The organism is Brevibacillus sp. YAE8 (genome assembly GCF_057543335.1).
In genome coordinates, this window is the sequence record NZ_BAAIYG010000027.1 from 46,865 (window position 1) to 71,783 (window position 24,919).

At 55.8% G+C, this 24,919-nt stretch carries 25 protein-coding genes; 17 read left to right on the forward strand and 8 right to left on the reverse strand.

The window, feature by feature from the left end:
- Positions 1–94 precede the first annotated feature (94 nt).
- Genes AC27IT_RS22510 through AC27IT_RS22550 form a run of 9 tightly spaced genes read left to right on the forward strand, consistent with a single transcriptional unit; the run spans position 95 to position 10,510 of the window.
- The gene (locus AC27IT_RS22510) at positions 95–1,588 is read left to right on the forward strand and encodes a M81 family metallopeptidase (RefSeq protein ID WP_025843935.1); all 1,494 of its coding nucleotides are present in this window, start codon (positions 95–97) and stop codon (positions 1,586–1,588) included.
- A 6-nt stretch (positions 1,589–1,594) separates the two neighbouring features.
- Positions 1,595–2,467 (forward strand): MurR/RpiR family transcriptional regulator, encoded by an 873-nt coding sequence (locus tag AC27IT_RS22515; RefSeq protein ID WP_025843936.1) that lies wholly within the window; start codon positions 1,595–1,597, stop codon positions 2,465–2,467.
- Between the two features lie 27 nt (positions 2,468–2,494).
- Positions 2,495–4,105 (forward strand): ABC transporter substrate-binding protein, encoded by a 1,611-nt coding sequence (locus AC27IT_RS22520; protein WP_025843937.1) that lies wholly within the window; start codon positions 2,495–2,497, stop codon positions 4,103–4,105.
- A gap of 21 nt (positions 4,106–4,126) precedes the next feature.
- On the forward strand, positions 4,127–5,050 hold the full coding sequence (locus AC27IT_RS22525; RefSeq protein WP_487092107.1) for an ABC transporter permease: 924 nt from the start codon (positions 4,127–4,129) through the stop codon (positions 5,048–5,050).
- A 19-nt stretch (positions 5,051–5,069) separates the two neighbouring features.
- Positions 5,070–5,924, forward strand: coding sequence for an ABC transporter permease (locus tag AC27IT_RS22530; RefSeq protein ID WP_005833611.1), 855 nt, complete (start codon positions 5,070–5,072; stop codon positions 5,922–5,924).
- Between the two features lie 13 nt (positions 5,925–5,937).
- Positions 5,938–6,921, forward strand: coding sequence for an ABC transporter ATP-binding protein (locus tag AC27IT_RS22535; protein ID WP_007783251.1), 984 nt, complete (start codon positions 5,938–5,940; stop codon positions 6,919–6,921).
- Positions 6,918–7,925 (forward strand): ABC transporter ATP-binding protein, encoded by a 1,008-nt coding sequence (locus tag AC27IT_RS22540; protein ID WP_487092108.1) that lies wholly within the window; start codon positions 6,918–6,920, stop codon positions 7,923–7,925. Before AC27IT_RS22535 ends, AC27IT_RS22540 begins: the two co-directional genes overlap by 4 nt.
- Positions 7,906–9,018, forward strand: a complete 1,113-nt coding sequence (gene menC / locus AC27IT_RS22545; protein WP_327945048.1) for an o-succinylbenzoate synthase — start codon at positions 7,906–7,908, stop codon at positions 9,016–9,018. The genes AC27IT_RS22540 and menC overlap by 20 nt, the downstream gene beginning before the upstream one ends.
- 52 nt (positions 9,019–9,070) lie before the next feature.
- Positions 9,071–10,510, forward strand: a complete 1,440-nt coding sequence (locus AC27IT_RS22550; protein WP_487092109.1) for a serine hydrolase — start codon at positions 9,071–9,073, stop codon at positions 10,508–10,510.
- 114 nt (positions 10,511–10,624) lie between these two features.
- Here AC27IT_RS22550 and AC27IT_RS22555 read toward each other — a convergent pair whose 3' ends face one another.
- Both AC27IT_RS22555 and AC27IT_RS22560 read right to left on the reverse strand, forming a co-directional pair.
- Positions 10,625–11,965, reverse strand: a complete 1,341-nt coding sequence (locus tag AC27IT_RS22555; RefSeq protein ID WP_487092110.1) for an MFS transporter — start codon at positions 11,963–11,965, stop codon at positions 10,625–10,627.
- Positions 11,937–12,677 carry a winged helix-turn-helix domain-containing protein gene (locus AC27IT_RS22560; RefSeq protein WP_025843941.1) on the reverse strand — a complete coding sequence of 247 codons (741 nt, stop codon included), beginning with the start codon at positions 12,675–12,677 and terminating at the stop codon, positions 11,937–11,939. Before AC27IT_RS22560 ends, AC27IT_RS22555 begins: the two co-directional genes overlap by 29 nt.
- Positions 12,678–12,882: 205 nt before the next feature.
- Between AC27IT_RS22560 and AC27IT_RS22565 the strand changes: the two genes are divergently transcribed.
- Positions 12,883–13,431, forward strand: coding sequence for an MFS transporter (locus AC27IT_RS22565; RefSeq protein WP_005833600.1), 549 nt, complete (start codon positions 12,883–12,885; stop codon positions 13,429–13,431).
- Between the two features lie 152 nt (positions 13,432–13,583).
- Complete coding sequence (locus AC27IT_RS22570) at positions 13,584–14,846, forward strand: MFS transporter (RefSeq protein ID WP_025843943.1); 1,263 nt, start codon at positions 13,584–13,586, stop codon at positions 14,844–14,846.
- On the opposite strand, the gene AC27IT_RS22575 is transcribed toward AC27IT_RS22570, so the two are convergent.
- Entirely contained in the window at positions 14,817–15,596 is a 780-nt protein-coding gene (locus AC27IT_RS22575) for an SDR family NAD(P)-dependent oxidoreductase (RefSeq protein WP_007783267.1), read from the reverse strand. The two genes, AC27IT_RS22570 and AC27IT_RS22575, sit on opposite strands and share 30 nt — an antisense overlap.
- A gap of 90 nt (positions 15,597–15,686) precedes the next feature.
- Between AC27IT_RS22575 and AC27IT_RS22580 the strand changes: the two genes are divergently transcribed.
- Positions 15,687–15,911, forward strand: coding sequence for a DUF1540 domain-containing protein (locus tag AC27IT_RS22580; RefSeq protein ID WP_005833595.1), 225 nt, complete (start codon positions 15,687–15,689; stop codon positions 15,909–15,911).
- A gap of 158 nt (positions 15,912–16,069) precedes the next feature.
- Here AC27IT_RS22580 and AC27IT_RS22585 read toward each other — a convergent pair whose 3' ends face one another.
- The gene (locus tag AC27IT_RS22585; RefSeq protein ID WP_007783273.1) at positions 16,070–16,660 is read right to left on the reverse strand and encodes a nucleotidase; all 591 of its coding nucleotides are present in this window, start codon (positions 16,658–16,660) and stop codon (positions 16,070–16,072) included.
- A gap of 96 nt (positions 16,661–16,756) precedes the next feature.
- Between AC27IT_RS22585 and AC27IT_RS22590 the strand changes: the two genes are divergently transcribed.
- Positions 16,757–17,356: a DUF1700 domain-containing protein gene (locus AC27IT_RS22590; RefSeq protein WP_005833592.1), complete on the forward strand. Its 600-nt coding sequence runs from the start codon at positions 16,757–16,759 to the stop codon at positions 17,354–17,356.
- 68 nt (positions 17,357–17,424) lie between these two features.
- Here AC27IT_RS22590 and AC27IT_RS22595 read toward each other — a convergent pair whose 3' ends face one another.
- Positions 17,425–17,958, reverse strand: a complete 534-nt coding sequence (locus tag AC27IT_RS22595) for a DUF84 family protein (protein WP_005833591.1) — start codon at positions 17,956–17,958, stop codon at positions 17,425–17,427.
- 142 nt (positions 17,959–18,100) lie between these two features.
- Between AC27IT_RS22595 and dapF the strand changes: the two genes are divergently transcribed.
- Positions 18,101–18,961 (forward strand): diaminopimelate epimerase, encoded by an 861-nt coding sequence (dapF, locus tag AC27IT_RS22600; protein WP_005833589.1) that lies wholly within the window; start codon positions 18,101–18,103, stop codon positions 18,959–18,961.
- 182 nt (positions 18,962–19,143) lie between these two features.
- Here the strand turns inward: dapF and AC27IT_RS22605 are convergent, their stop codons facing one another.
- Positions 19,144–20,154, reverse strand: coding sequence for a LysM peptidoglycan-binding domain-containing protein (locus AC27IT_RS22605; protein ID WP_238501086.1), 1,011 nt, complete (start codon positions 20,152–20,154; stop codon positions 19,144–19,146).
- A gap of 245 nt (positions 20,155–20,399) precedes the next feature.
- Entirely contained in the window at positions 20,400–20,546 is a 147-nt protein-coding gene (locus tag AC27IT_RS22610) for a hypothetical protein (protein WP_005833584.1), read from the reverse strand.
- A 281-nt stretch (positions 20,547–20,827) separates the two neighbouring features.
- On the opposite strand from AC27IT_RS22610, the gene AC27IT_RS22615 reads away from it, so the two are divergent.
- From AC27IT_RS22615 to AC27IT_RS22625, 3 genes are read left to right on the forward strand one after another with little or no spacing between them, the layout of a single operon-like run.
- Positions 20,828–21,997, forward strand: coding sequence for a cysteine desulfurase family protein (locus AC27IT_RS22615; protein ID WP_025843945.1), 1,170 nt, complete (start codon positions 20,828–20,830; stop codon positions 21,995–21,997).
- Between the two features lie 30 nt (positions 21,998–22,027).
- Entirely contained in the window at positions 22,028–23,227 is a 1,200-nt protein-coding gene (thiI, locus tag AC27IT_RS22620) for a tRNA uracil 4-sulfurtransferase ThiI (RefSeq protein WP_327945044.1), read from the forward strand.
- A 41-nt stretch (positions 23,228–23,268) separates the two neighbouring features.
- Positions 23,269–24,045: a fumarylacetoacetate hydrolase family protein gene (locus AC27IT_RS22625; protein ID WP_005833579.1), complete on the forward strand. Its 777-nt coding sequence runs from the start codon at positions 23,269–23,271 to the stop codon at positions 24,043–24,045.
- A 131-nt stretch (positions 24,046–24,176) separates the two neighbouring features.
- On the opposite strand, the gene AC27IT_RS22630 is transcribed toward AC27IT_RS22625, so the two are convergent.
- A complete protein-coding gene (locus tag AC27IT_RS22630) occupies positions 24,177–24,452 on the reverse strand; it encodes a hypothetical protein (RefSeq protein ID WP_005833577.1) in 276 nt (91 codons plus the stop codon).
- Between the last annotated feature and the right edge of the window lie 467 nt (positions 24,453–24,919).

Below are 24,919 nucleotides of genomic sequence, written 5' to 3' on the forward strand. Positions count from 1 at the left end.
TTGCCGATATAATTTGCCAAAAGGAAGAACTTCAAAAAATTCAAAATTTAAAGTCTAAACTTCAAAATGCAAAGCGATTGAGGAGGAGATCGGATTGAAAGTGGCAATCGGCGGCGTCGTGCACGAAACGAACACGTTTTCCAACGTTCCTTCCACGTTAGACCTGTTCCAGAGCTGGGAGTGGGATCATCAGCAAGTCATCCTGGATCGCAACCGCAAAGTGAGAAACTTTTTAGGGGGAATGATCGACCGGGCGGAGGAACTGGGCATTGAGCTTTTGCCGACCTTTTCCACGTTTGCCTATCCGGCAGGCACGATCACGCGCGACACGTACGAGCGGATGAAGGCCGAACTGCTGGAAGGGCTGCGTCTGGCACAGGGCGCCGACGCCATCTGTCTTGCCCTGCACGGGGCTGGCGTCGCCGAAGGAATTGACGATATGGAAGGCGACCTGCTTGCGGCCGTGCGCGGCGTAGTCGGCTACGAGATTCCGCTGGTCGTCACGCTCGACCTGCATGCGAACATGACGCCGCAGATGGTGGAAGAAGCAGACGCGCTGCTCGGCGTCCATCTGTACCCGCACGTCGACTGCTATGAGCGTGGACAGGAGGCGATTGATGTCGCGCGCAAAATGGTCGCCGGCGAGTGGAAGCCGACGATGCATTTGACCAGATTGCCCTTGTTGATCCCGACCTCTGCTACCCACCACTTTCCGGCAAGCGAAATCAACGAAGCGTGCTGGGCTTGGGAGAAGGAAGAAAACGTCATCGACTGCGCGTTTTTTCACGGCTTTCCGTACACGGACATTCCCGAGCTGGGAGTGGCGGTTTTGGCGGTCACGAACAACGACAGCGAGCTGGCGCGAAAAGTGAGCGAGGATGTGGCGCGGCTCGTGTGGGAACGGCGGGACGACTTCGAGCTTATCATGCCGACGCCTGCCGAGGGAATCGCGCAAGCGCTGGCGACAGAAGGCAGGCCGATCGTCATCAACGAGACATCGGACAACCCGGGCGGCGGAACCCCCGGCGACGGAACTCATCTGCTGCGGGCCATGCTCGAAGCGCAGTTGACCGATGCCTGCTTCGGCTACATGTACGATCCCGAGGTGGTGCAGCAAGCGTTCGCGGCGGGAGTCGGAGCCTCGCTCGAGCTGAGCCTGGGCGGGAAAACAGACGACCTGCACGGCGAGCCGCTTGAAGTCACGGCGTATGTCAAAGCGCTGACCGACGGCAAGTTCGTGGCGACGACGCCGATGGGGCGGGGCACCCGGGCCGACTACGGCAAGTCGGTTCGCCTGCAAATCGGGGGCGTGGACGTGATCGTCTGCTCCGTCAAGTCGCAGGTGCTCGATGAGCAAATTTTTCAACTGCACGGGATTGATGTCACGCGCTACAAGATCGTCGCGCTCAAATCGAGCACGCACTTCCGCGCCGCCTTCGAGCCGATCAGCGCCAAAGTCATCACGGTCGATTCGCCTGGCCTGACGACATTGAACTTCCGCTTTTTCGAGTACAAACGGGCGAACCGGCCGCTTTACCCGCTCGATCCGATTACCGATCCGAACCTACCACAACTGACAAGGAAGTAGAAAACGATGGAACACGTACAGGAGCGCATTCGCAAGCACTATCCGGAATTGACCAACCAGCAGAAGCTGGCCGCCAAATACATTCTCGCCGAACCACAAATCGTAGCCCAAAAGCCCGCCAAGGTGGTCGGAGCGCTGAGTGGGACGAGCGAAACGACAGTCATTCGCCTCTCCTACGCGCTCGGTTACTCCGGGTACAGCGAATTGCAAAATGAAATTCGCAGCTCCTTGCTCGAACGAGTGCAAAAAGAAGACGCCATCAGCAGCCTGCGGGCGGCGGCGGAAAATTTGCGCGGACAGGACGATCTGCTCTCCTTCAACCTGGAACAAGATGTCGCCTACATCCGGCAAACGCTGGGCGGGCTGCAAAAGGAGCAGCTTCGGCATGCGATCTCGCGCATTATGTCCGCCAAGCACATTCTCGTCGTCGGCTTCCGCAGCTCTTACGCTCCGGCTCACTGGCTCGCTTTTGCGCTCAATGTCGTAAAAGGAAACGCGCACCTGTACAACGGCCCTGTCGATGATGCGAACTATTTGCTGACCCAGATCAATGCGGACTGGCTGGTGATTGCGCTCTCTTTTCCCCGCTACGTCAACGAAACGATTTTGTTCACCAAGGCGGCGAAGGAGCGGGGCGCTGTTGTGCTCGGGATTACCGACGACGAGCTGTCCCCGGTCGGTCCGATTGCCGATCAAGTCTTGAAGGTGTACGCCCCTGCGCCAACCGCCCTGAAAGGGATGACCGCGATTTTTTCCATGCTGAACATTCTCGTCAGCGGCGTGGTCCAGGCCGACGGCGAGCAGGTGCAGGAGCGGCTGCGCCATTACGAGAACACGAGTCGCCAAATTTATCCCTTCGTGGGAGAAACCGATATGTGACGGTGAGAGAAAAAAGGGGATGAAGGCATGAAAAAAAGCTGGTGGAAAAACGGGCCGCTTGGCGTCTTGCTGGCAACAGCAATGATCGCAGGCTGCTCCGCGCAGACGGCAACCCAGACGACTCAGCCAGATGGCGATGGGACGAGCAAGAGCAATAACACGCTCGTCATCTCCTCGCTGATTGAACCGGATACGCTCGATCTGCACAAGACAAGCTGGTTGGGCAATGAGAACGGCCTTTTGTACGAACCGCTTCTGACCCGCGATACAACAGGGAAAATCGTCCCGCGCCTCGCGGAAAAGTACGAAATCTCGCAGGACGGCAAGACGTGGACGTTTACTTTGCGCAAAAATACGCGCTTTCACTCCGGCGAGCCTGTGACAGCGGCGGCTGTGAAGGAATCGTTCGACCGGATGCTGGAAATCTCCCCGGTCAAAGGAATTGCGGGACCGATCGAAAAAGTGGAGGCAGCGGACGAGCAGACGCTGAAAATTCATTTCTCCAAGCCGTTCGCCCCGTTTATCAACGTCGTCATTAGCGGGCTGGTGTCTCCGATCGACGCCAAGACGGCAAAAGAGCTTGGCGACGGCTTTGGCGACAAACCATCGGGCACAGGAGCGATCCAGTTCGAAAAGCGCGAACGCGGCGCCTCGCTTTTGTACAAGAAAAATCCGGATTTCAACTGGGGGCCGGAGTACGCGACAAACAAAGGGCCGTTGCACGTAGACAACGTGTTGTTCCGCTTTTTGAAAGACGACGATACCCGCCTGATGGAATTTAAAAAAGGGACGATCCACGTGCTGCACGACGTTCCGGCAAACGCTGTCGCCGAGCTGCAAGCACTGCCTGACGTCGAGATTCAGAAAATGATGGACATCGGCATCAAGTACATCGCGTTCAACAACCAGCATCCGCTGTTTGGCGACGTGCGCCTGCGCAAAGCCGTAGCGCTCTCCGTCGACCGCGACCCGCTCGTTGCCGTGGCGTTGAATGGCTTCGGCAAGCCGATTTACGGCCCGTTGGCACCGACGATTTTCGGCTACAGCGAGGCGATTGAGAACAAGGCCAAGCAAATGTACACCCGCGATCTCGGACAGTCCAAGCAACTGCTTGCCGACGCCGGATGGACGGACAGCAACAACGACGGCATCGTCGACAAGGATGGCAAGCCGTTGTCTGTGGAGCTGCTCGTGTCGCAGGAGCCAGCGTTTTCGCGCGCCGCGCAAATTCTCCAGAGCCAGTTGCGGGAAGCGGGCATCGACCTGAAAATTACCGTGCAGGAAATGACGACGATCAAAGACCGCATCAGCAAAAAGTCGTACGACATGGCTTTGATGTACTACGGCTGGTTCGATGCCGACATCCTCTACCTCATCTTTGAAAAGAGCAATGCCACAAGCCGCATGCACTTCACGAAGCCGGAGCTGGACGAGTTGCTCAACAAAGGCCGGGAAGCGGCAAGCGAAGAGGAGCGAATCCGCATTTACGAACAAGCGCAGGAAATTTTGCTGAACGAGTCGCCATGGGTGCCGCTCTGGGTGAACGAGCTGGTGACGGCGACGCGGGGCATTAAAGGCTTTTCGCTTAATCCGTACACGCAATATTTCATTTTGAATGATGTCACGCTCGACAAATAGGCAAAAAGCAGGGGTGAAGACATGCGCCGCCGCTATGTCGCAAAAAGGCTGCTTTCTCTGCTGGGCACGCTGCTTGGCGTCTCTGTCCTGATTTTTCTCATGGTCCATCTGATCCCCGGCGACCCCGCAACGCAAATATTGGGACAGTTTGCCACGCCGGAAGCGATCAGCCAGATGCGCGCTTCGCTCGGGCTGGATCAGCCGCTTTGGCAGCAGTACGCGAGCTTTTTGGGGAGACTGTTGACGGGCGATCTCGGAACCTCGCTCTTTACCGGGGAGAGCGTGTGGGAGCAAATTGTCGCGCGCTTCCCGATCACGATGCAGCTCGCTGTGCTCAGTGTCGTCATTGCCGCGATCTTCGGCATTTTGCTCGGGACGATTGCCGCCGTCAAACAAAACACGTTTGTCGACAGGTTGGTCGTCCTGACCTCCTTGGTCGGCATTTCCGCGCCGGGCTTTTGGATCGCGCTGTTTTTGATCTGGATTTTCGCTTACAAGCTCGCCTTGTTCCCGATCTCCGGCTACGAGGGCATTCATTCCTTGCTCTTGCCCGCGATCACGCTGGGGATGGCCGAAGCGGGCATGATCGCCCGGATGACGCGCGCCAGCATGCTCGAAGTCATCAAGCAAGACTACATGCGGACGGCGGAGGCAAAAGGAGCGTCTCTCGTTTCTCTCGTGTTCAGCCACGGCTTGCCCAACGCGATCATCCCGGTTGTGACGATGATCGGCCTGCAATTCGGCTCGCTCATGGCTGGAGCGGTAGTGGTCGAAACGGTGTTTTCTTTGCAAGGCATCGGCAGTCTGGCCATCGAGGCGATCAGCAAGCGGGACATGCCGACGGTGCAGGGGATGGTGTTTTTCATGGCGCTGATTTTTGCCCTGACCAACTTGATTGTGGACCTCATCTACAGCCGGATTGATCCGCGCATCCACTTCGACTAAGGAAAGGAGCAGGATAACCGTGAACAACAGCCATCACACATCCTCTTACTGGTCGGTGATCGGAAAACGATTGCGGCGCAACAAAACCGCCATGGCCGGAGCGATCATCCTGCTCATTTTTACGCTGGCCTCTTTGTTTGCGCCGGTCATTGCGCCGCACTCCGTCGAGCAGATGAACTTTGAGCAACGCCTGGCTGCGCCCAGCCTTACGCATTTGTTGGGGACGGATGATTTTGGCCGCGACATTTTTTCCCGGCTCTTGCACGGCGGGCGGATCTCGCTTTTGATGGGGCTGATTACGGTCGTGCTCTCTACGGCAATTGGCGTCACGCTCGGCATTATCGCCGGTTACTACCGCAAGCTCGACCTGTTCATCATGCAAGGGATGGACATTCTCATGTCGCTTCCCGCCCTGCTGTTGGCGATCGCGGTAATTGCCGTGCTCGGGCCGGGGTTAACCAATGCGATGATTGCCGTCGTGATTGCGGTCATTCCGTCGTACGTGCGGGTCGTGCGCTCTGCCGTCCTGTCCATCCGGGAAAAGGAGTACATCGAGGCCGTCCGCGCCCTGGGGATTCGCGACTGGCAAATTCTTTTGAAGCACATTTTGCCGAACATCCTGTCGCCGATCATCGTGCTGTCGACGATTCAGTTTGGCGTCAGCATTTTGGCCGCTGCCGCCCTGAGCTTTCTCGGGCTCGGTGCCCAACCGCCGATGCCGGAATGGGGGGCGATGGTTTTTGTCGGCAAGTCGTTTTTGAGTCAGGCCTGGTGGATGTCCATTTTCCCTGGCATGGCGATCATGCTGGTGGTCCTTGGCTTCAACTTGCTTGGCGATGGCTTGCGTGACGCCCTGGACCCGAAAACGAGGTAAGGGAGGATGGAAAATGAAAGACGCGTTGCTTGCGGTCAATGACCTGCGGGTGAAGTTCAGGACGGAAAATGGCGTGCTGCCCGCGTTGCAAGGCATTTCTTTTCAGCTCAAAAAAGGCGAGACGGTCGCCTTGGTAGGAGAGTCCGGTTGCGGCAAAAGCGTGACCTCGCTTGCGATCATGGGGTTGTTGTCCCGTTCCTCCACGCAGATGGAGGGCAGCATCCGCTTTCAAGGCAGGGAGCTTGGCAAGCTGGGGCCAAAGGAGATGCGCGAGATTCGCGGCAAAGAGATCGCGATGATTTTTCAGGAGCCGATGACCTCCTTAAATCCGGTGCACACCATCGGCAAGCAACTAGAGGAGGTTTACCGCCTGCATACCGATTTGTCCAAAAAAGAACGGCGGGAACAGGCCATTGCCATGCTGAAAAAGGTCGGGGTTCCGCGCGCCGAGGAAATCATGCGCGAATATCCGCACCAGTTGTCGGGAGGGATGAAGCAGCGGGTCATGATCGCGATGGCGATGGCCTGCAACCCGCATTTGCTGATCGCCGACGAGCCGACGACGGCGCTGGACGTGACGATTCAGGCGCAAATACTGGAGCTGATGAACGATTTGAAGGAAAAGGCCAACACCTCGCTCTTGCTGATTACGCACGACCTTGGAGTCGTCGCGGAAATGGCGAATCGGGTGCTGGTCATGTACTACGGGGAGATCGTGGAGGAGGCAGATGTCGCCAGCCTGTTTACGCAGCCGTTGCACCCATACACGGCCGGGCTGCTGCGCTGCATCCCCGACCTGGATGAGGAAGAGAAAAAACGACTGGCCCCGATCGAAGGCAGCGTCCCGTTGCTCGGCGAAGTGACAGAGGGCTGTGCCTTTCGCTTTCGCTGTCCGCTGGCGATGGAACGCTGCTACCTGGAAAAGCCGCCGCTCTCCGGCCAAGGCACACAAGCCGTACGCTGCTGGCTGTACGCGAAAGAGGAGATGGCGGTATGAGCGAGATTCTGTTATCCGTAAACGATCTGAAGACGTATTTTCCCGTGAAGAAAGGACTGCTCGGCAAGAGTGGCGAAGTCATCAAGGCAGTCGATGGAGTTTCCTTTCAGCTTAAAAAAGGGGAGACGCTGGGGCTTGTCGGAGAAAGCGGCTGCGGCAAATCGACCACGGGGCGAAGCATCATGCGCCTGATCGAGCCGACAGGCGGGACGATTCACTTTGAAGGTCAAGAAATAACGGCGATGCCGGAGCGTCGTTTTCGCTCTATTCGCAAAAAAATGCAAATTGTCTTTCAGGACCCGTACGCCTCGCTCAATCCGCGGATGACGGTGCAGGGAGCTTTGGAGGAAGCGCTGAGCGTGAGAGAGCCGAAGCTGTCGTCCGCCAATCGGCGGGAGCAGGTGCAGGAGCTGTTGCAACTGGTCGGGCTGAATCCGCAGTTCGCGGCCCGGTATCCGCACGAGTTCAGCGGCGGTCAGCGACAGCGGATCGGGATTGCGCGCGCTTTGGCGGTTCAGCCAGCGCTGGTTGTGGCAGACGAGCCGGTTTCTGCCCTGGATGTCTCCATTCAGGCGCAGATTGTCAACCTGCTGCAAGATTTGCAGGAGCAACTCGGACTGAGCTACCTGTTTATTTCCCACGATCTAGGCGTCGTTCGCCATATTAGCGACAGAATCGCCGTCATGTACCTCGGGCGCATCGTGGAAATCGCGGACAAAAAAGATTTGTTTACGGGGCCGCTGCATCCATATACACAGGCGCTGATGTCTGCCGTGCCAAAAGCCAATCCTTTTCGCCGAAAGGAAAGGATCGTGCTTGGCGGCGACGTTCCCAGTCCTTCGCGGGTGCCAGCAGGCTGCTCCTTTCATACGCGCTGTCCGCACAGCACGGAGATTTGCCGCACGGTTCGTCCCGTTCCCAGCCAGATCCAGCCCCGCCATTTTGTCGCATGCCATCTATATGAAACAGAAGGGATGAAGATCATTGAAAATCGAGCGCATTGAGCTGCAGCAACTGCACATACCACTTCGCTTCCGTTTTGAAACAAGCTTTGGCTACACGGTGGTCAAGGAGCTGATTCTGGTTAGCGTCTACGGAGAAGGGGAAGTCGGCTACGCCGAGAGCGTGGCGATGCCGGACCCTTATTATAATGAAGAAACGACCGAAACTGTTTGGCACATGATGGAGCGTTTTCTCATTCCGAAGCTGTTTGCCAGTCCAATCGAGACGCCGGAGGACGTGGATCGGCTGTTTGCTCCCGTCCGCCGCAACAACATGGCGAAGGCGGCGTTGGAAGGGGCCATTTGGGATTTGTACAGCAAGCAAAAAGGGGTGTCGCTTGCCAGGGCGCTTGGGGGAAACAAATCGGTAATCGACGTCGGCATCAGCATCGGGATTGAACCGACAGTCGATCAGGTGCTGGCAAAAGTGGAGCGTCACCTCGCGGAAGGCTACAAAAAAATCAAGGTGAAGATCAAACCGGGGTTTGACGTGGAGCTGATTCGCGCAATCCGCAAGCAGTTTGGCGACGATGTGCCGCTGATGGCCGACGCGAACTCCGCCTACACGATGGAGCATATCGACGTGATGAAGGAGCTGGATCAATACGGGCTGATGATGATCGAGCAGCCGCTGGCCCATGACGACATCATCGACCATGCGAAGCTGCAGCGCGAGCTTTCCACGCCGATTTGCCTCGACGAGAGCATTCACAGCGTGGAGGAGGCCAGAAAAGCGATCGAGCTGGGCAGTTGCGGCATCATCAATATCAAAGTCGGCCGCGTCGGCGGTTTGACTGAGTCCAAGCGGATTCACGATTTTTGCCAGGCGCATGACATTCCGGTCTGGTGCGGGGGCATGATCGAATCAGGGGTCGGCCGCGCGCACAATATCGCCATTACCAGCCTGCCAAACTTCACGATTCCGGGCGATACAGCGGCCTCCAGCCGTTATTGGGAGGAAGACATCGTGGAGGGCGGTGTCGAGCTGATCGCTCCAGGGCAGTTGGCCGTGCCGGATGGTCCGGGAATCGGCTACGCGCTGAATGCGCGGGCGATTGGCAACTACGTGCTCCGCTCGGCGAATTTCCGGCCGTAACAGCCGCGCTTCACGATTTTTCTAAAAGAAAGGGAAAAAGGGGAGAAGAACGATGGCGGTGTGGGTTGAATCGTTTGAAGAGTATGCGCAAAACCTGCTTTCCAAGGCGAAAATCACAGGGGCGGCAGTCGGACTGGCGGAACAGGGACAGCTCGAATATTTCCACGGCTTCGGGCTTGCCGACGATACGGCGGACGCGCAGGAGCTGACCGCAGATACGGTGTTCGGCATTGGCTCGGTGACCAAATCGTTTACGTGCGTGTCGATCATGCAGCTCCAGGAAGCAGGCAAGCTGAATGTCCACGACCCGGTGCGCACCTATATTCCCGAGTTGCGCACGCCGAATGAAGCTTTTACCCGCGAGATGACCATCCATCATCTGATGACCCACACCGCAGGTTTCCCTCCGTTGGATACACTCGTCGGCGCGATGAAAAACAGCATGGCGGAAGAAGCAGCCGACCGCGGCTTCAGCTCCGGCTTGCAATGGGATGTAGAAAAAGCCGAAGCTATCGAGACAAAAGAAGAGATGCTCGCTTATTTGGCAAAGCTCGACTACGAACTGCTCGGCGCGCCGGGCGAGCAGTTCAGCTACTCAAACGACAGCTACGCCTTGCTCGGGGTCATTATCGAGCGGGTGAGCGGCAGCACGTACGAGCAGTTTGTCCACGAGAACATCCTGGCGCCTGCTGGCATGACGCACAGCGCCTTTTTGATCGAGGAGCTGCCAGCCGATGCGCAGGTCGCGACGCTGTTCACCCGCAAAAGCCCGGAAGACGGCGGAGACGTGTATCGCTCGCCTTCGTGGTGGGACGCTCCGGCGATGCGCTCGGCAGGCTTTTTGAAGTCGACGATACGCGATTTGCTGCGCTATACGGAGCTGTTCCGCACAGGGGGACTGGTGGGCGACAAGCGGCTGCTTTCCGAGGCCAGTGTCAAGGCGATGACGACGCCCCACGCCCCGCTCAGCCCCTTCCAAGGCTACGGCTACGGGCTGATGATCGGCACGGATTGCCACGGAGGGACGCTCGTCGAGCACGGCGGAGCGATCAAAGGGGTCAGCGCGCAAATTTTCGCCATTCCCGAACGCAACCTGACCGGGGCGATTCTCATGAATGTGGACGGTGCCCCCGTGACCGATCTGATGCACGGCTTGTTGAATGCAAAAAATGGAAAGCCTGCGGCGACCCCTCCGTTCCCGTATGCGGACTACGAGCTGCCGCCTGAGCGATTTGCGGCTTACGCCGGAGAATACCGTTCCTCGGAAGGCGCCAATGTCACCGTTGCCATCGAAGAAAACGCGCTCGTGCTGAAGGCGATGGGCGCTACAGTCCCGCTGCGTCCTGTAGGGGAAGACGGCTTCGTCTGGAAGCGGGGAGAGACAGATTCGTACATCCACTTCTACCGCGACGAGGCAGGGACGATCAGCCGGATGGGCTTCGGCTTCCGGCAGTTGCCGAAGATACTGGTAGGAACAGAGCAAAAAGTATAATGGAAGAAACGCGCACCTGCAAGCATGGCACTCGCTTGTGAGGGGCGCGTTTTTTGGCGGCGTCCATGGCTTGGCGCGGCCAAGTTTTCTGAATCGGGGACGCAACCGCATGCGTTATGGAGCTGCCGATGTGGAAGACACGGAGCTGTTGAGAGTCGTCTCGCCAGCCGCAGAGCGCCGCCAGTCCGGATGCTGCTCGATGTTGCGGAAGGTGCGGAACAAGAGCAGGCTCAGCCCGGAGCAGGTGAAAATGATGCCGCCTGCGAGCAAGAGGACGCCGGATGTGGCCGCCTTCGTAGCCAAAAGAAACGAGCAAAGCGCGTAGCTGACAGGGCCAAAGCCGATCGACATCAGCGCGAGCAGCGACATGACCCGGCCGAGCATCGTCGAAGGAACGATGGTCTGGATGTACGTAATCAGCGGAATGTTCGTCATGCTGAGCATCATTCCGATGAGAAACATGCCGATCAGGCCAAACAGCAACTGCTGCATGAAAAAGAGCGAGCTCATCCCGATGCCCATGACGCCGAGAAACAGCGGGAGCAGCATGAATTTTCCCCGGAAACCTTTGCACAGCCCGGTCAAAATTCCCCCGGCAATCGTGCCGACTCCAAGCGCGGTGCTAAGGGAGCTGTAGGCGCTTCCGTCCCAGCCCAGGTCTTTGACGTGGAGCGGAATGGCCATGTTGATCGGCCCGGAAAACATCATGTTGATGACGAGCGAGGTCGTCAAAATCATCGTCAAGATCGGGATGCTGTACGTAAAGCGGATGCCGCTCCAAATGTCCTGGAAGTAAGAGCTTTTGCCGGAAGCCGGAGCGTCCTGCTGCGGGGCAGGCGATGCGGTTTGCGCTGGAGCCAGGCGCAAAGCGTACAAAAAGATCGCCCCAACGAAAAAGGCCACCGCCAAAATGAGAAACATGAGCGGGTAATCGCCCGTGCGAATCAGCACAGCGGAGACGACAGGCCCGCCGACCATGCTGATCTGCTGGGAAATTTCCATCAGGCTGTTGGCGAAAGCGAGCTGCTCGCGCGACACCAGCGAGGGCAAAATCGAACTGCGCGCCGGCCAGAAAAAAGCGTCGACCGTCCCGAACAAGGCGGCGATCCCGTAGATGAACACGTACAGCCACGTACCGGGCTCGTTTTGCAAAGCAAGGCTGAAGCCGAGCAAAATGAGACTGCGCGCGAGAATAGAGCCGAGCATGATCCATTTCCGATTCCAGCGGTCGGCGGCGACACCTCCGGCGAGCATGAACAGCAGGCGGGGAATCGACATGCAGATGAGGGCGGTTCCGAGCATCGCTTCCGACCCGGTCCGGTCGACGATAAACCACGACAGCAGCAAAAAGAACGCGCCGTCGGCCACGGCGGACAGAATCGTGCCGCTCCAGAGCGATAGAAACGAGCGATTTTTCCACAAGGCGCTAGTTGTTGTCGAGGTCGCCATTGCCATCGCTGGTCGCCTCCTTTTTCTTTTTGACGACAATTTTGTTGGTCACATGTTTGTGATCGCTAGGCAGATGTTCGTAATTTTCCGGCAAAGATTCATCGTCGGCCACGTAATAGCGTTCGTTGGTCATGAAGCCGACGGATACGAGGTAGAAGTTTTCTTCGCTGTCTTCTACTTCTCCGGCAGCGATCCGCGCGAGATGGCGTTCTTCCATTTCCCCCAGCTCGTTGATGAGGGCGTGGTATTTTTTCAGCCAGGCGTGGAGTTCCTCCCGCGGAGCTTTTACCTCGGCATTGAAGGCAACCGCCGGGGCGCGCTTGCTTTCGTCCACGAATTGCATGAACGATTCGTCAGGGGCGTTGTACAGGCGGGTAATGCTCGTGCGCAGATGGTTGACCATCGCTTCCTGCAGCAGCATGCTGTTTTCGCGAAGCGACGGGAGCAGCTCCTCGCTCACTTTGAAGTCGTAGGCGACCGCGCGGAAAAATTTTTGCACAATCCCGTTTTTTTCTTCTGTGCGGACGACTTTGATAAAGCCGTGGTTCTCCAACTCCTTGAGATGGTAATGGACTTTGGAGGCAGAGAGGGAGAGCAGGGTAGCGAGCTGCTTTCCCGTGTACGCTTCCTTGACGAGCAACGTGATGATGGCCATTCGCAACGAGTCGCTAATCGCCTTCAGTTGATCCAATGTTTCGATGACCAGAAACCGTTTCATATCGTGTCAGCTCCATTTCGGGAAAAGTGAACGTGTTGTTATTTTGAAACGTTCAATTTTATTTGAACGTATGATAGCTTACAACGGAGGGCGCTGACAAGAACAATTTGCCGATATTTTCAGGCAAGTGCTACAATGTGAGAAAGTTGACTGGGTAAGCTTTTGAAAGTCTCGACTTACCTTAACGGGGAAAGGATGCGCGATCATGACCTTGCTTCAACACCCGGTCTTTCGCCGTCTGTATGCGGCTCATATTGTTCATATCATCGGGAACGAGTTTACCTTTATTGCCGTCGTCGGCCTGCTTGACATTCCGCTCGGGCTTGGAGGCGTGCTGGCGGGTTTGGCAGCGGGCAGGCTGGCGGAGCGCCTGAGCGAACGGGGAATTGCACGGTTCCAGGGATGGGCGCTGATTGCCATGGGGCTGTCGATTGTAGCGGTATTTCATATCAAGCCGCTGCTCGGTCTTGCGGTAGCGATTCTGTTTTGTTCCTTCGCGTCGTTTGGTTCTTCGATTTTGTCCGTAACCAAGCTGCAAAAACTGGCGGACCCGGCCTATTTGGCGCGAGTCTTTTCGATCCGGGAGATGGCGACGATGGGGAGCTTTTCCGCAAGCTGTCTCGTGCTCGGCTTTGCCGCAGAGCAAGCGGGCAGCGCGTCTGTCTCGGTCTGGCTCGGCATGTTCGGCGTAGCAGCAGGCGGTGTCTGGCTGTGGAGCCGCAGGCAGTTGCAGAAGCTGGGACAGGAAGAATAGTCGTCTCGTAAAATGCCCGTACCTTTGCTGCGATGGCAAAGGTCTTTTTGTGTTACTTCCGTTCACTTTTTTATTTAATAAATATAATTGTTGAAAAAGTATAAAATCGTCTGTACAATGATGGAAAAAGACGAAAAAAGGAAGATGCAGGGATGAAAGAGCTATGGAGGCAGCATGCGTTTCGCTGGTATTGGCTCGGCATGTTCTTGTCGGGATTGGGCGATCAGTTTGGCTGGATGGGACTTACCTGGTTTGTCATGAAAAAAACGGGCTCGCCCGCCGCGATGGGGGGCGTCGTGCTCGCGTACATGTTGCCTGCTGTGTTTGCGGGACTGGTGGCGGGAGTGCTCTTGGACCGGTTCGATCGCCGAAAGCTGATTATGGTGGACAATGTAGCGCGCGGCCTGATTTATATCGCGCTGGTAGCTTTGCTTCTGGTCGACCATGTTCCGCTTTTTGTGATTTACGTGTTGATTGTCATTGCGGGTACGCTCTCTCCGCTCAGTACGGCAGGCGCCCAGACGCTTTTGCCGAGGCTTTTGGCCGACAAAAGACATCTGGTCAAGGCGAACGGCGTCATGGAAAGCCAGTGGCAGATCATTTACATGTTCGGTCCGGCGCTGGCCGGGGTATTGATCGGGCTGATTGGCGAAGCGTACGTGCTGTTGATTGATGCGGCCAGCTTCTTTGTCTGCGCACTCTGTTTTTCCCGCTTGCCAAAAGAAATGACGAAAAGCGCCAATCCGGAATCGGCGGCGCAACCCGCGCAGATCGGCTTGTTTTTGCGCTCGCTTTTCGCGGACATGAAGACGGGATACCGCTATTTGTTCGGGAAAAAGCAAATGGTGGCGCTCGTGCTGTTCACCTTTTTGTTCAATATGTCTTACGGGCCGATTGAGGTCGCGCTGCCGCTGTATGCCAACCAGAATTTGGCGGGCGGCTCGGTGGCGCTGGGGATGCTCTGGTCGTCGCTTGCGATCGGGGCGCTGCTCGGGTCTTTGTTTTTCTCGACGATTTCCTGGCGGATACCGTTGGGCGTGACGTTGGCGGGCATTATCGTTTTGTGGGGAATTACAACCATGCCGCTCGCGTTCTTTTCGCGGCTGGAGGTGGCGATGATCGCGATGGCTTTGGCGGGCTTCAGCTATTCGCCGTATAACATCATGTACCGAAGCTACCTGCAAAGACAAGTACCGGATGCTTTGCTGGGCAGGGTTATGACGAGCATCCGGACGATTACAGGCACAGGCATGCCGGCTGGCGCGGCAGTCTCGGGGGTGCTGATCCCTACACTTGGCGTGCAGGGACTGTTCGGAGCCGGGGCCGCTGTCTGTATCGCCTGCGGGCTTTTGGCCTTCGGAGTATTGAGGGACCTGGAGAGTCCGTCACTTGCGGTTGAGGAGCGGGGCGACTAGCTGTTTGATGCGCTGCGGCAAAAGCGCATAGAGCACCGACAGCATTTTCAGGCGATAGGGCATCGCCACTTCGGAGCGGTTGGCTTGTACGGCTTTGTAAATGTGGCGGGCCGTTTCGTCTGCGGAGAGCAAATAACGGGCGACCTTGCTGCGATAAGCCCCGGTCCTGTCTGCCTTTTCCAAAAAAGGAGTGTCGATCGGCCCGGGCATGGCGCAGGTGACGCGAACGCCGCTTCCGGCAAGCTCGTGCTGCAAGCCTTCGCTGAAGCGGATCACCGCCGCTTTGCTCGCGGCGTAGACGGATGCCTTGGCGGTCGCGACTTGTCCGGCGAGCGAGGCGACGTTCACGATGTGTCCCGAGCCACAGTCGAGCATCAGCGGCAAAAAGGCGCGCGTGGTGTACATCACGCCGGCAATGTTTGTGCGCAACGTTTCCTCCAGCTCGTCAATGTCCATGCCGATGAGCGGCTCGAACACGGCAATGCCCGCATTGTTGTACAGGATGTCGCACCTGCCGAAGCGGACGTGTACCCAGGCGGCAAAGCGGCGGACGTCTTCGTTGTTTCCGACATTGACAGTATAGGAAAAAAAGCGGTTGGAATCAGGGACCGGAGTAGTCAGGGACTCGTGGTTGACGGGCTTGCGCGTTGCGGCGATGACGAGGTCGCCTTTTTCCAGATGCAGTCGCGTCAATGCCTGCCCGAGACCGCCGGAAGCCCCGGTAATGACGACCACACGGGGAGAGCTCATGGGACCATCCTCTTTTCTGTAGCTGTTTATGTTTCACAAGTATAACCTCTAGACGAATGGTGAAGGATAGCGTCTAGGAGGTGAAAGCATATGCCAGAAGTAAGATGCAGCGTAGCAAACTGTGAGTACTGGGCGCAAGGCAATCTTTGCAGCGCCGACGAAATCATGGTGGAAATCGACGCACATGCCAACGCAAACACGAAGGAAGAGTTTGCTGGCGAGTACGGGCAAAACACAGGCCATAAGGATCATGCGACGAAGTCGTCCGAGACCTGTTGTCTGACGTTCAAGCCGAAAAAGTCTGAGAAGAAGTAAAGGAAAGCCTTCGAATGAGGCTAACCGACCCGAAGCGTGACTGCGCGCGGACATTTGCCGCAGACACTTGCAGGGTTTCTTCGTGCGTCTTGGCGCTCAAAAAGACGTATCCCGCCATGGAGATACGTCTTTTTGCGTGGGCGCAATCAGGGCAGAGGTTACACACGGGCTTGTCCAAACGCAAGCTCTTTGACCTTCCTGTCGACTTCTTCCCAGGAGGTCACGCGGTGCACCAGCTCGGGGAGCCGGGCTTGATTGTACGGCGTATCGAATAAAAAGACGGGAATCTGCAAAGCTTCGGACAACTGCAAGGCATTTTCCAGCCGATCCTCCAAAAACAGGTCCACGCCCCATCTTTGTGCGGCCGCCAGCTTGTCGTGGGAGCCGACCAAATCGACTTCATGGTAAGGGATTTGGTAACGGGCAAACCAGTTCAGCGTCACGTCGTGATGACGCGCTTCCCTGGCGCTGATGTAGATCAGCTTGTGCGCAGGATACCACTTGCGCAACACCTGATCGGCAATCCCGTGCACAGGTGCCTCGTCGTACAGTCGCTCGCCGTTCTGGTCGAGCCACTCTTCAAATTCCGCGTCTGTAATCTGATATACGTTGGCCAAATTGTACTCGTAACAGTCTTCATATCGTAAATCTCTTCCAAAGCTCTCGTTCATCAATGGCACAATGCTGCTGGGTGACGTCACCGTACCGTCAATATCAATGCCAATGGTTAGGATTTTCTCTGGTTTCATCCTCTCGCCTCCAGTTTAAATTGTACACCGCGGGCAGACAATAAGGCTACTTCCTTCAGTAACAAATCCTTTACCAAAAAAGGGGCTGAGCATGGTATGTTGGATCGACGTGAACGCATGAATGCGAAGCGGAAGGAAGATACCGGCTTTTCCGAGACAGTAGATCAGCACGACAGGGAGTTTGCGGTGGAGACCTGGACCCAGGCTGCCTTCGACGAACACGAAGGACGCTCCAGGCGAAGGATTCACTACGACCCACACTCTTTGACAGAGCGCTATTCAGGCGAGCTGGACGACCGAGTGGACAACGACAGGGTGGAAAACGATTTTTCGGAGCGCCTGGATGGAGTCGTTCTGACACGGGAGGACCGCGCGCCGGTCGCTTCTGTACGAGACGACGATATCGAGGCCGCAGCGGAAATCGCCGAACCGATCCCTGCGCGCCGTTCTGTGCGTGAGGTCAACGATGACGAGGACAGTCGGGAAAGCGGAGCCAGCGGGATCGGCATGACAGGACTGGGGCTATCGATCCTGTCCCTGTTCCTCATGCCGTACCTCGTGGCCCCAATCGGGATGGTGCTTGGCTATTTGGCGTATCGCCGGGACTCGCGAACGCTGGGAGCTTGGGCGATGATCGTGGGGGCGATCTCCATTTTGGGAGCGCTCGTCATTTACCCGTACTACACGGCCCGCTAAGCCGCATCAGACCGCAAAAAACCTCTCTGGGCACAAAACGGCCCGGGGAGGTTTTTGCATTTGCTCGCTCAGTTCGTGTACAGACGGGACAAAAACGGAGTTGTCGCCGCAATGACTGCCTCACAGAAAACGTCCGCCCGGTTGACGCGGCCGCCAGTCAAAAGGGCATACGCCCCGCCGCGGTGATTGCTCCCGGTAGTCTGGCCCCATTCGTCGATGATGACATTCAGTTCAATTCCTTCTGCCAAAATGCGTTCGGCTGCCTGCTTAGGGATCGGAAAAGCCAGTCCTTTTCCCAAATACAGCTCGCTTCCGTTCCAGGCCGCGCAGACAGAAATCAAATACCATTGCTGGGTAAATTCCTGATCGTACATCAGGCCGCCCTCCAGCCCAAGCCCGATGTGCGCCTCGCAAGCGGAGGCCAAGGCCGCTTTTGCCCGGTTGATGGCTCCGGCAATCGTCTCTTTCTCGCTCATCGGCTGGGCAGACACACCGGAAGGGACGGACAGGCAGATCGGGTCTGCTCCCGTCGCCTTTTGTACCGCCAGACGCTTTGCTTCGTTTTGAGTGCCCAGCGCATAGCGTAATGGTGCGTTCTTCATCTGGATCGTTGTCACCTCTTCTGTCGGGATTGCTCAATCGCTACTGGTAAGTATACCACTTCCCCAAATATGGAGGTGTTGTGTTAAGATAAGTCCATATAGAGAGCGAGTCAGAAATTACAGAGAAAACGGGGAGTGGCAGATGAAATTTACCAAATTGCATGGCTTGGGCAACGACTATGTGTACGTCAACTGTTTTGAAGAAACGTTGGCGGGGGTGGATCTTCCCGAACTGGCAAGACGGGTCAGCGACCGCAACTTCGGCATCGGCGGGGATGGGCTGATTCTGATTCTGCCGTCGGAGCGGGCTGATTTTCGCATGCGTGTCTTCAACAACGACGGAAGCGAGGCGAAAAACTGTGGCAACGGCTTGCGCTGCGTGAGCAAGTACGTCTACGACCACGGCTTGACGCAGCAGAAGACGTTTACCGTCGAGACGCTCGGCGGGATCATGAAGCCGGTTGTCTCGCTTGGTGAAGACGGAAAAGTCGAGCAGGTGACGATCGACATGGGCGAACCGCGCTTTGAGCGGGCGGCGATTCCGATGACAGGCATCCCGGAGGAGCAGGCGCGCGAGGAAGTGCTGGAAGTGGACGGCACCGTGTTTACGATGACGGCTGTTTCCATGGGCAACCCGCACGCGATCATTTTCGTCGACGAAGTCCGGGACGAGGACGTGCGCAAATACGGGCCGCAGATCGAGTTTCACGAATGGTTCCCGGAGCGCACTAACGTCGAATTTATCCAAATATTGAATCGGGAAGAAATTTTGTTCCGCGTCTGGGAGCGTGGATCGGGTGTGACGCTCGCATGCGGCACGGGCGCTTGTGCAGCGGCAGTCGCGGCAACGCTCGCGGGCAAAGTCGACAGAAAGGTCACGGTGCATCTGGCCGGAGGCGACCTTTTTATCGATTGGCGGGAAGAAGACAACCGCGTCTACATGACCGGGCCCGCTACCGAAGTGTTCGAAGGAAAGTATGTAGGGCCGATCCCGTATAAATAAACGTCTGTCCCCTTGGGCAAAAGTTTGCGATGAGACAAGTTTTATTGCTTTATCTGAAGCTGTACGATGCCAAACGCAGGGAAAGCAAGCGGGCGCGACTGCTGTTTCTAACCTTTTGACTTTGGCACGTAAAAAAGCCGTTCCGGTCGTTTCAGCCGGAACGGCTTTTCTGATGGCAGTTGCTATTTTCCTGCCGCAATGCGGATGGCGGCCTGATGGTCTGGGTCGATCAGGTTGTCTTTGTGGCGCAAGCTGCCAGGGAAGTGAATATCGAAATGCCCGTCAAAATCGTTGTCGGCAATGTACTCGATGCTGTGCGGCATGGACGACATCGAAGCGGCGAGGCGTCTGCCATCTACTTCGACGATGACGGGACGGATGCTCCAGGAAAAGCTTCCTCCCCAAATGCTTTTGATTGCAGCGCTGTCAGCAGCGGTCAGCGGCTCCGTATCCGAGTGGGAAGCGCCGATTGTCCGTTTGACCATGAAGCTTTTTCCGGTGGCAAAATCGGTCACTTTTGCGGTCGCGTTGATCGGGAACAAGTACTGGGCTGCTTCGAACCAGTCGAGATACTCACCGTATTTGGCGCCAGCCGTCGCTGTTTTCGGGATGTGGTGCACCGGAATGGTGACGACCTGGCCGATTTGCAAATAGTCCGACTCAGACAGTTTGTTTACTTGCAAAAACTCGGTAAAAGGGATGCCGTGGGCAATGGAGATCGTCCAGGGCGTATCTCCCTTGACGACCTGATAGCGAGTATTCTCGACCCAAGGCTTGTCCTGTTCAGCCTTTGGCTTTGGCTGGGGCGTTTCCGCTGCCGGCTCCTGCGTCGGGATCAGCAGCTTTTGCCCGATGAGAATTTCGGTTGTTTGGAGGTTGTTTGTATTCACAATTGTTTGAATGCTTACGCCGTGATTGGCAGCGATCTTCCACAGGACGTCGCCGCGTTTCACCGTATAGACGGTAGAGCGGGGAGGTATGTACAACTTTTGTCCAACCAGAATCATGTCTGACGTCAATTGATTCGCCAGCTTGAGCTGCTCGACGGTAATCTGGTTTTTGTAGGCAATATTGCCGAGCGTATCTCCGGGCGCAACCTGAATCGTTTGGGCAAAGGCCGATGTGACAGGGAGCAAGCCAGCAACCAGTGCAGTCTGCAGGGCGAGACGTTTCCAGCGTGTTGTTTTGAACATGAAAGCCTCCTCGATGCCGTAGCGTGATGTGTGAAGTGGTTCATCTTGATTGTACGCAGCCGGCAGGTCGGCTTTCATCCGGTAAATCTATCCTCCATTGGTCGGCACTTCCACCAGACGCGAAAATTGCATCCTTTTGCCTCGAACGCAAAGCCGCAACAGTGCTTTTGGACATAAAAATAGCGCGGTTGCGGCAACAAAGTCGTGCCAGCACCCACGCTATTGAAAACAAATTAAGCGAAAAGTCACCCGTTGTACACCTCATTTAGGTATGCGACGTCATTGCGGTCGAATTGAGGAGTTGTCTTGTTGATTTTGGCCAGTTCCGCCTGCAATCTTTTCAATTCTGCTTCCATCTTACTGATTTTTTCCTGCATAGCCTGTGTTGTCATCGCTGCTCTCTCCTTGTTCCTTGTGGTTTTCTTTTTTCTAAATTTATTGACAATTCTAACGAAAGCCTGTGGCGTTGTAAATAGCTTAATTTTGGATGTAAGCGCTTTAGTTGTGAAAAGTGTGTGAACGCTCGCTCGGATTCGCGCGAGATGGCTGTTTGCAAGGCAAAATGGGGGAAAATAACAGGAGAAGTACACTCGACAGTATGTTCTTCGGGGACAGTCGTGTTATGATGAAGGGTAGACTTAGGGCAGCTCGCCCTCAGGGAAGGTGTGGACTGGTGATTTACTTAGACAACAGTGCGACAACCCGGCCTCATCCAGAGGTGATTGAGACCGTGAGACGGGCCATGGAGAGCTATTACGGAAATCCGTCCTCGTTGCATCAAAAAGGGGTAGAGGCGGAAAACGTGCTCAAGCAGGCACGAAAGGTTGCCGCGCAGTACCTCGGCTGCAAAGAGGGAGAGGTCTTTTTTACCTCCGGAGGCACGGAAAGCAACAATACGGCAATCAAAGGCATTGCCTTTCAATATCAGAACAGAGGGAAGCATATCATTACGACCCAGGTGGAGCATCCGGCTGTCTATGATGTATGCAAACAGCTCGAAAGCTTCGGGTTCACCGTGACCTACCTGCCTGTGGACCGGGAAGGGCGCGTGTCGCTGGAAGACGTGAAGCGTGCCCTCCGGCCTGATACGATTCTCGTTTCCGTCATGCACGTCAACAACGAGCTGGGGACGATTCAGCCTGTTGCGGAAATCGGACAGTGGCTGAAGCAGTTTCCGAAGGTGCTGTTTCACGTCGATGCGGTGCAAGGGATCGGCAAAGTGCCGCTGCGGCTGCAAGATTCCGGGATTGATCTGTTGAGCGTCTCGGCGCACAAGTTTTACGGTCCGCGGGGAGTAGGCATTTTGTACAAGCGCGAAGGACTGATTATACATCCGCTGATAATGGGCGGCGGTCAGGAGGGCGGGATTCGCTCGGGAACGGAAAATCTTCCGGCGATTGCTGGCCTGGCCAAAGCGATTCGGATATTGGAAGAGCTCGGCCATGGCGAGGTCAACAGGCTGCAAGGCTTGCACCAGCAGCTTCGTGAAGGCATCCAGCGAATCGAGGGCTGCATCGTCAATACGCCGGAAGCGGGCGCAGCGCCGCATATCATGAACCTGTCTGTGCCAGGCGTGAAGGCGGAAGTGCTGCTGCACGCGTTGGAAGAGCGAGGCTTCCTCGTCTCCACCAAGTCGGCTTGCTCCTCCAAGGCGAACGAGCCGAGCCGGGTACTTACGGCAGCAGGGATTGATCGCGATTGTGCGCTGTCCTCGCTGCGCATCAGCCTGGGCCGGGAAAATACGAGCGAGGAAATCGCCCAGTTTTTGACGGCGCTGCAAACGTGTGTAGGTAGCTTGCGCTCGCTGCTCAAGCCGCAAGCTGCGCCAGATCGCAGAAAATAGTGGAAAACGAAACGACCAAAGGAGATAACTATGAACTACGATGTCATTTTGATTCGATATGGCGAGCTTGCCCTCAAAGGCAAAAATCGCGATCAGTTTGAAGATGCGCTGGTCAGAAGCGTGAAAAGCGTGCTGCGCTCCTTTTTCAAGGTGAAGGTGAGACGCAACTACGGACGGATGTACGTCGAGCTGCACGGCGAAGATGCCTACGCCGTCATGGAGCGCCTGAAGCGCGTTTTCGGCATTTCCTCGTTCAGTCCGACCATTCAGGTGGACCCGGATATCGAGACGATCAAGGAAAAAGCGCTGGAGCTGATCCGTCAGTTGAAGCCTGAGCCACGCACGTTTCGCGTCGTTACGCGCCGCGCCGACAAACGCTATCCGATTCCTTCGATGGAAGTCAACCGCATCGTCGGCACGCACATTTTGCGCGCGCTTCCTGCGATCAAGGTCGACGTGCACGAGCCGGAGACGATCGTCAATCTGGAAATTCGCGCGGAAGGCACGTACATTAGCTGTGAAACGATTCCCGGCCCAGGCGGCTTGCCTGTAGGCGTGAGCGGAAAAGTGCTGTTGCTTTTGTCAGGCGGTATCGACAGCCCTGTCGCTGGCTGGATGATGCTCAAGCGCGGGGTTACGCTCGAAGCGATCCATTTCCATAGCTATCCGTTCACCAGTGAGCGCGCCTTGCAAAAAGTGCGGGACCTCGCGCAAAAGCTGACCAAATGGGGAGGAATGGTCCGTCTCCACGTCGTACCTTTTACAGAGATCCAGACGGCCATTCGCGAAAAGTGTCCGGAAGATTACTTGATTACGATCATGCGCCGCTTTATGATGCGCGTCTCTGAGCGTGTGGCGGAAAATACGAAGGCAAAAGCTCTGGCGACAGGCGAGAGTCTGGGCCAGGTCGCTTCGCAAACGTTGGAGAGCATGGACACGATCAACAAGGTGATTTCGATTCCGATTTTGCGCCCGCTGATCGGGATGGACAAAGTCGACATTACCGATCTGTCGCGCAAAATTGATACGTATGAGCTGTCCATTTTGCCGTATGAAGATTGCTGCACCGTGTTTACGCCGAAAAATCCTGTGACGAGACCAAAGCCGTACCTCGCGGCCAAATTTGAAGAAGCGCTGGACGTGGAGGCGCTTGTCGAGGATGCGGTAGCACGCACCGTGATCGAAGAGATTACGACCAAGCCAAAAGAAACGACAACCGATCTGTTTTAAAGCTTTTTTATAGAGAAAACGCGTGACAGGGGAGAAGAGGCATGATTATCCGCTATGAGCGTAACGGCAAGGTAAAGCATGGGTGGATGGTAGAAGAGGATCACAAAGTGCGCGTGATCGAAGGGGATATTTATAAAGTCCAAACGGCGAAGCCGATCATGACGGGACTGGAGCTGCCATTGGACGAAATCAGCCTGAAAGCGCCGTGCGAGCCGAGCAAAGTCGTGTGCATCGGCTTGAACTACCGGGACCACGCGGCCGAGATGGGGATTGAGCTGCCGAAAGAGCCGCTGATGTTCTTGAAGCCGTCCACGACTGTCGTAGGTCCGGGCGAGCCGATTGTTTATCCTAAGCTGACCGGGAATCTTCACTATGAAGGCGAGCTGGCGGTTGTCATGAAAAAGGAAGCGAAAAAGGTAAAGGCTTCCGAGGCGGATGACTACATTCTTGGCTTTACGTGCGCGATTGACGTAACTGCCCGCGATTTGCAAATGAGCGATGGTCAATGGACCCGAGCAAAAGGCTTCGACACGTTTTGCCCGCTTGGACCGGCGATTGCGGCGAAGCTGGATTATGCCAATCTGCGCATCGTGACGCGCGTAAACGGAGAAGTGCGGCAGGACGCCAGCACGAAGCAGTTGATCTTTACCATCCCGCAGCTAGTGGAGGCGGTATCCGCAGTCATGACTCTTCGGCCTGGCGATGTCATTTTGACCGGAACACCTTCTGGCGTGGGCGAGCTGAAGGTCGGAGACGAAATCTCTGTCACGATTGAAGGGATTGGCACCTTGACGACACATGTCGTTGCCGAGGAATAGTTTTTGGTTTTGGGAGCGACTGACAGAAGCGGCCCCCTTCTTTTCGGGAAGGGGGCTTGCTTTTTCCTTCTATCTATATGTGAAGGAGCTGCTGTTTCGCATCTGTGCACGGCGGAAGGAAAAGCGCTCGGCTATTCTTTTTCGTTCGGATCGTCGTGGATCGGATGAGCCGACGGGTCCTGGCGCGGCAAGTCTTGATGCATTTGACGTGTTTCGTAAGTAAAGCGAGTCGTCGTGGAATGCTGTCCTGGCTCCCAGCCAGTCGCTTTTCCAAGGCGAGCTTCATTGGTGGAGGCGCCGTATGGACCTTCCGGAAACTCCTCCTGGAGAATTTCGTTGCGCTGTGATTCAACTGTCGATAACTCACTGTATTGTTCGCTTTGGTCGTAGGTTGGTTTTGGATCCATCGTAGCACCGCCTTTTTAAAGTGAGGTAAGGCAAAAAAAGACAAACAGGGGCGTTTTTGCAGGAGTTGCACGCATAGTGTGAAATAAAAAGGGAATCACTATTCGTTTTTTGGTTGACTTATGGCTTGAGTTTCGTTATATTTAAATTCTGCTTCAAAAAGTCACCTTGATTGAAATTTTAGCGTAAAAAAAGTGAAAGAAAGTCTTGACTCAATACAGGTGATTTTGTTATATTAGATCTTGTCGCTGCTGAGTACAGCAAAATGGTTGAAAAAACCTCTTGCAAAACAAAGTGTGATGTGATAAGATCGAAAAGTCGCCTTTGAGCGATTGGTTGATGAAAATGCTCTTTGAAAACTGAACAGCGAAAGCGTTGATGAGTCTATCATTAATGATTTGCCAGCTTTGAACCAGTAACAAACTTTATTGGAGAGTTTGATCCTGGCTCAGGACGAACGCTGGCGGCG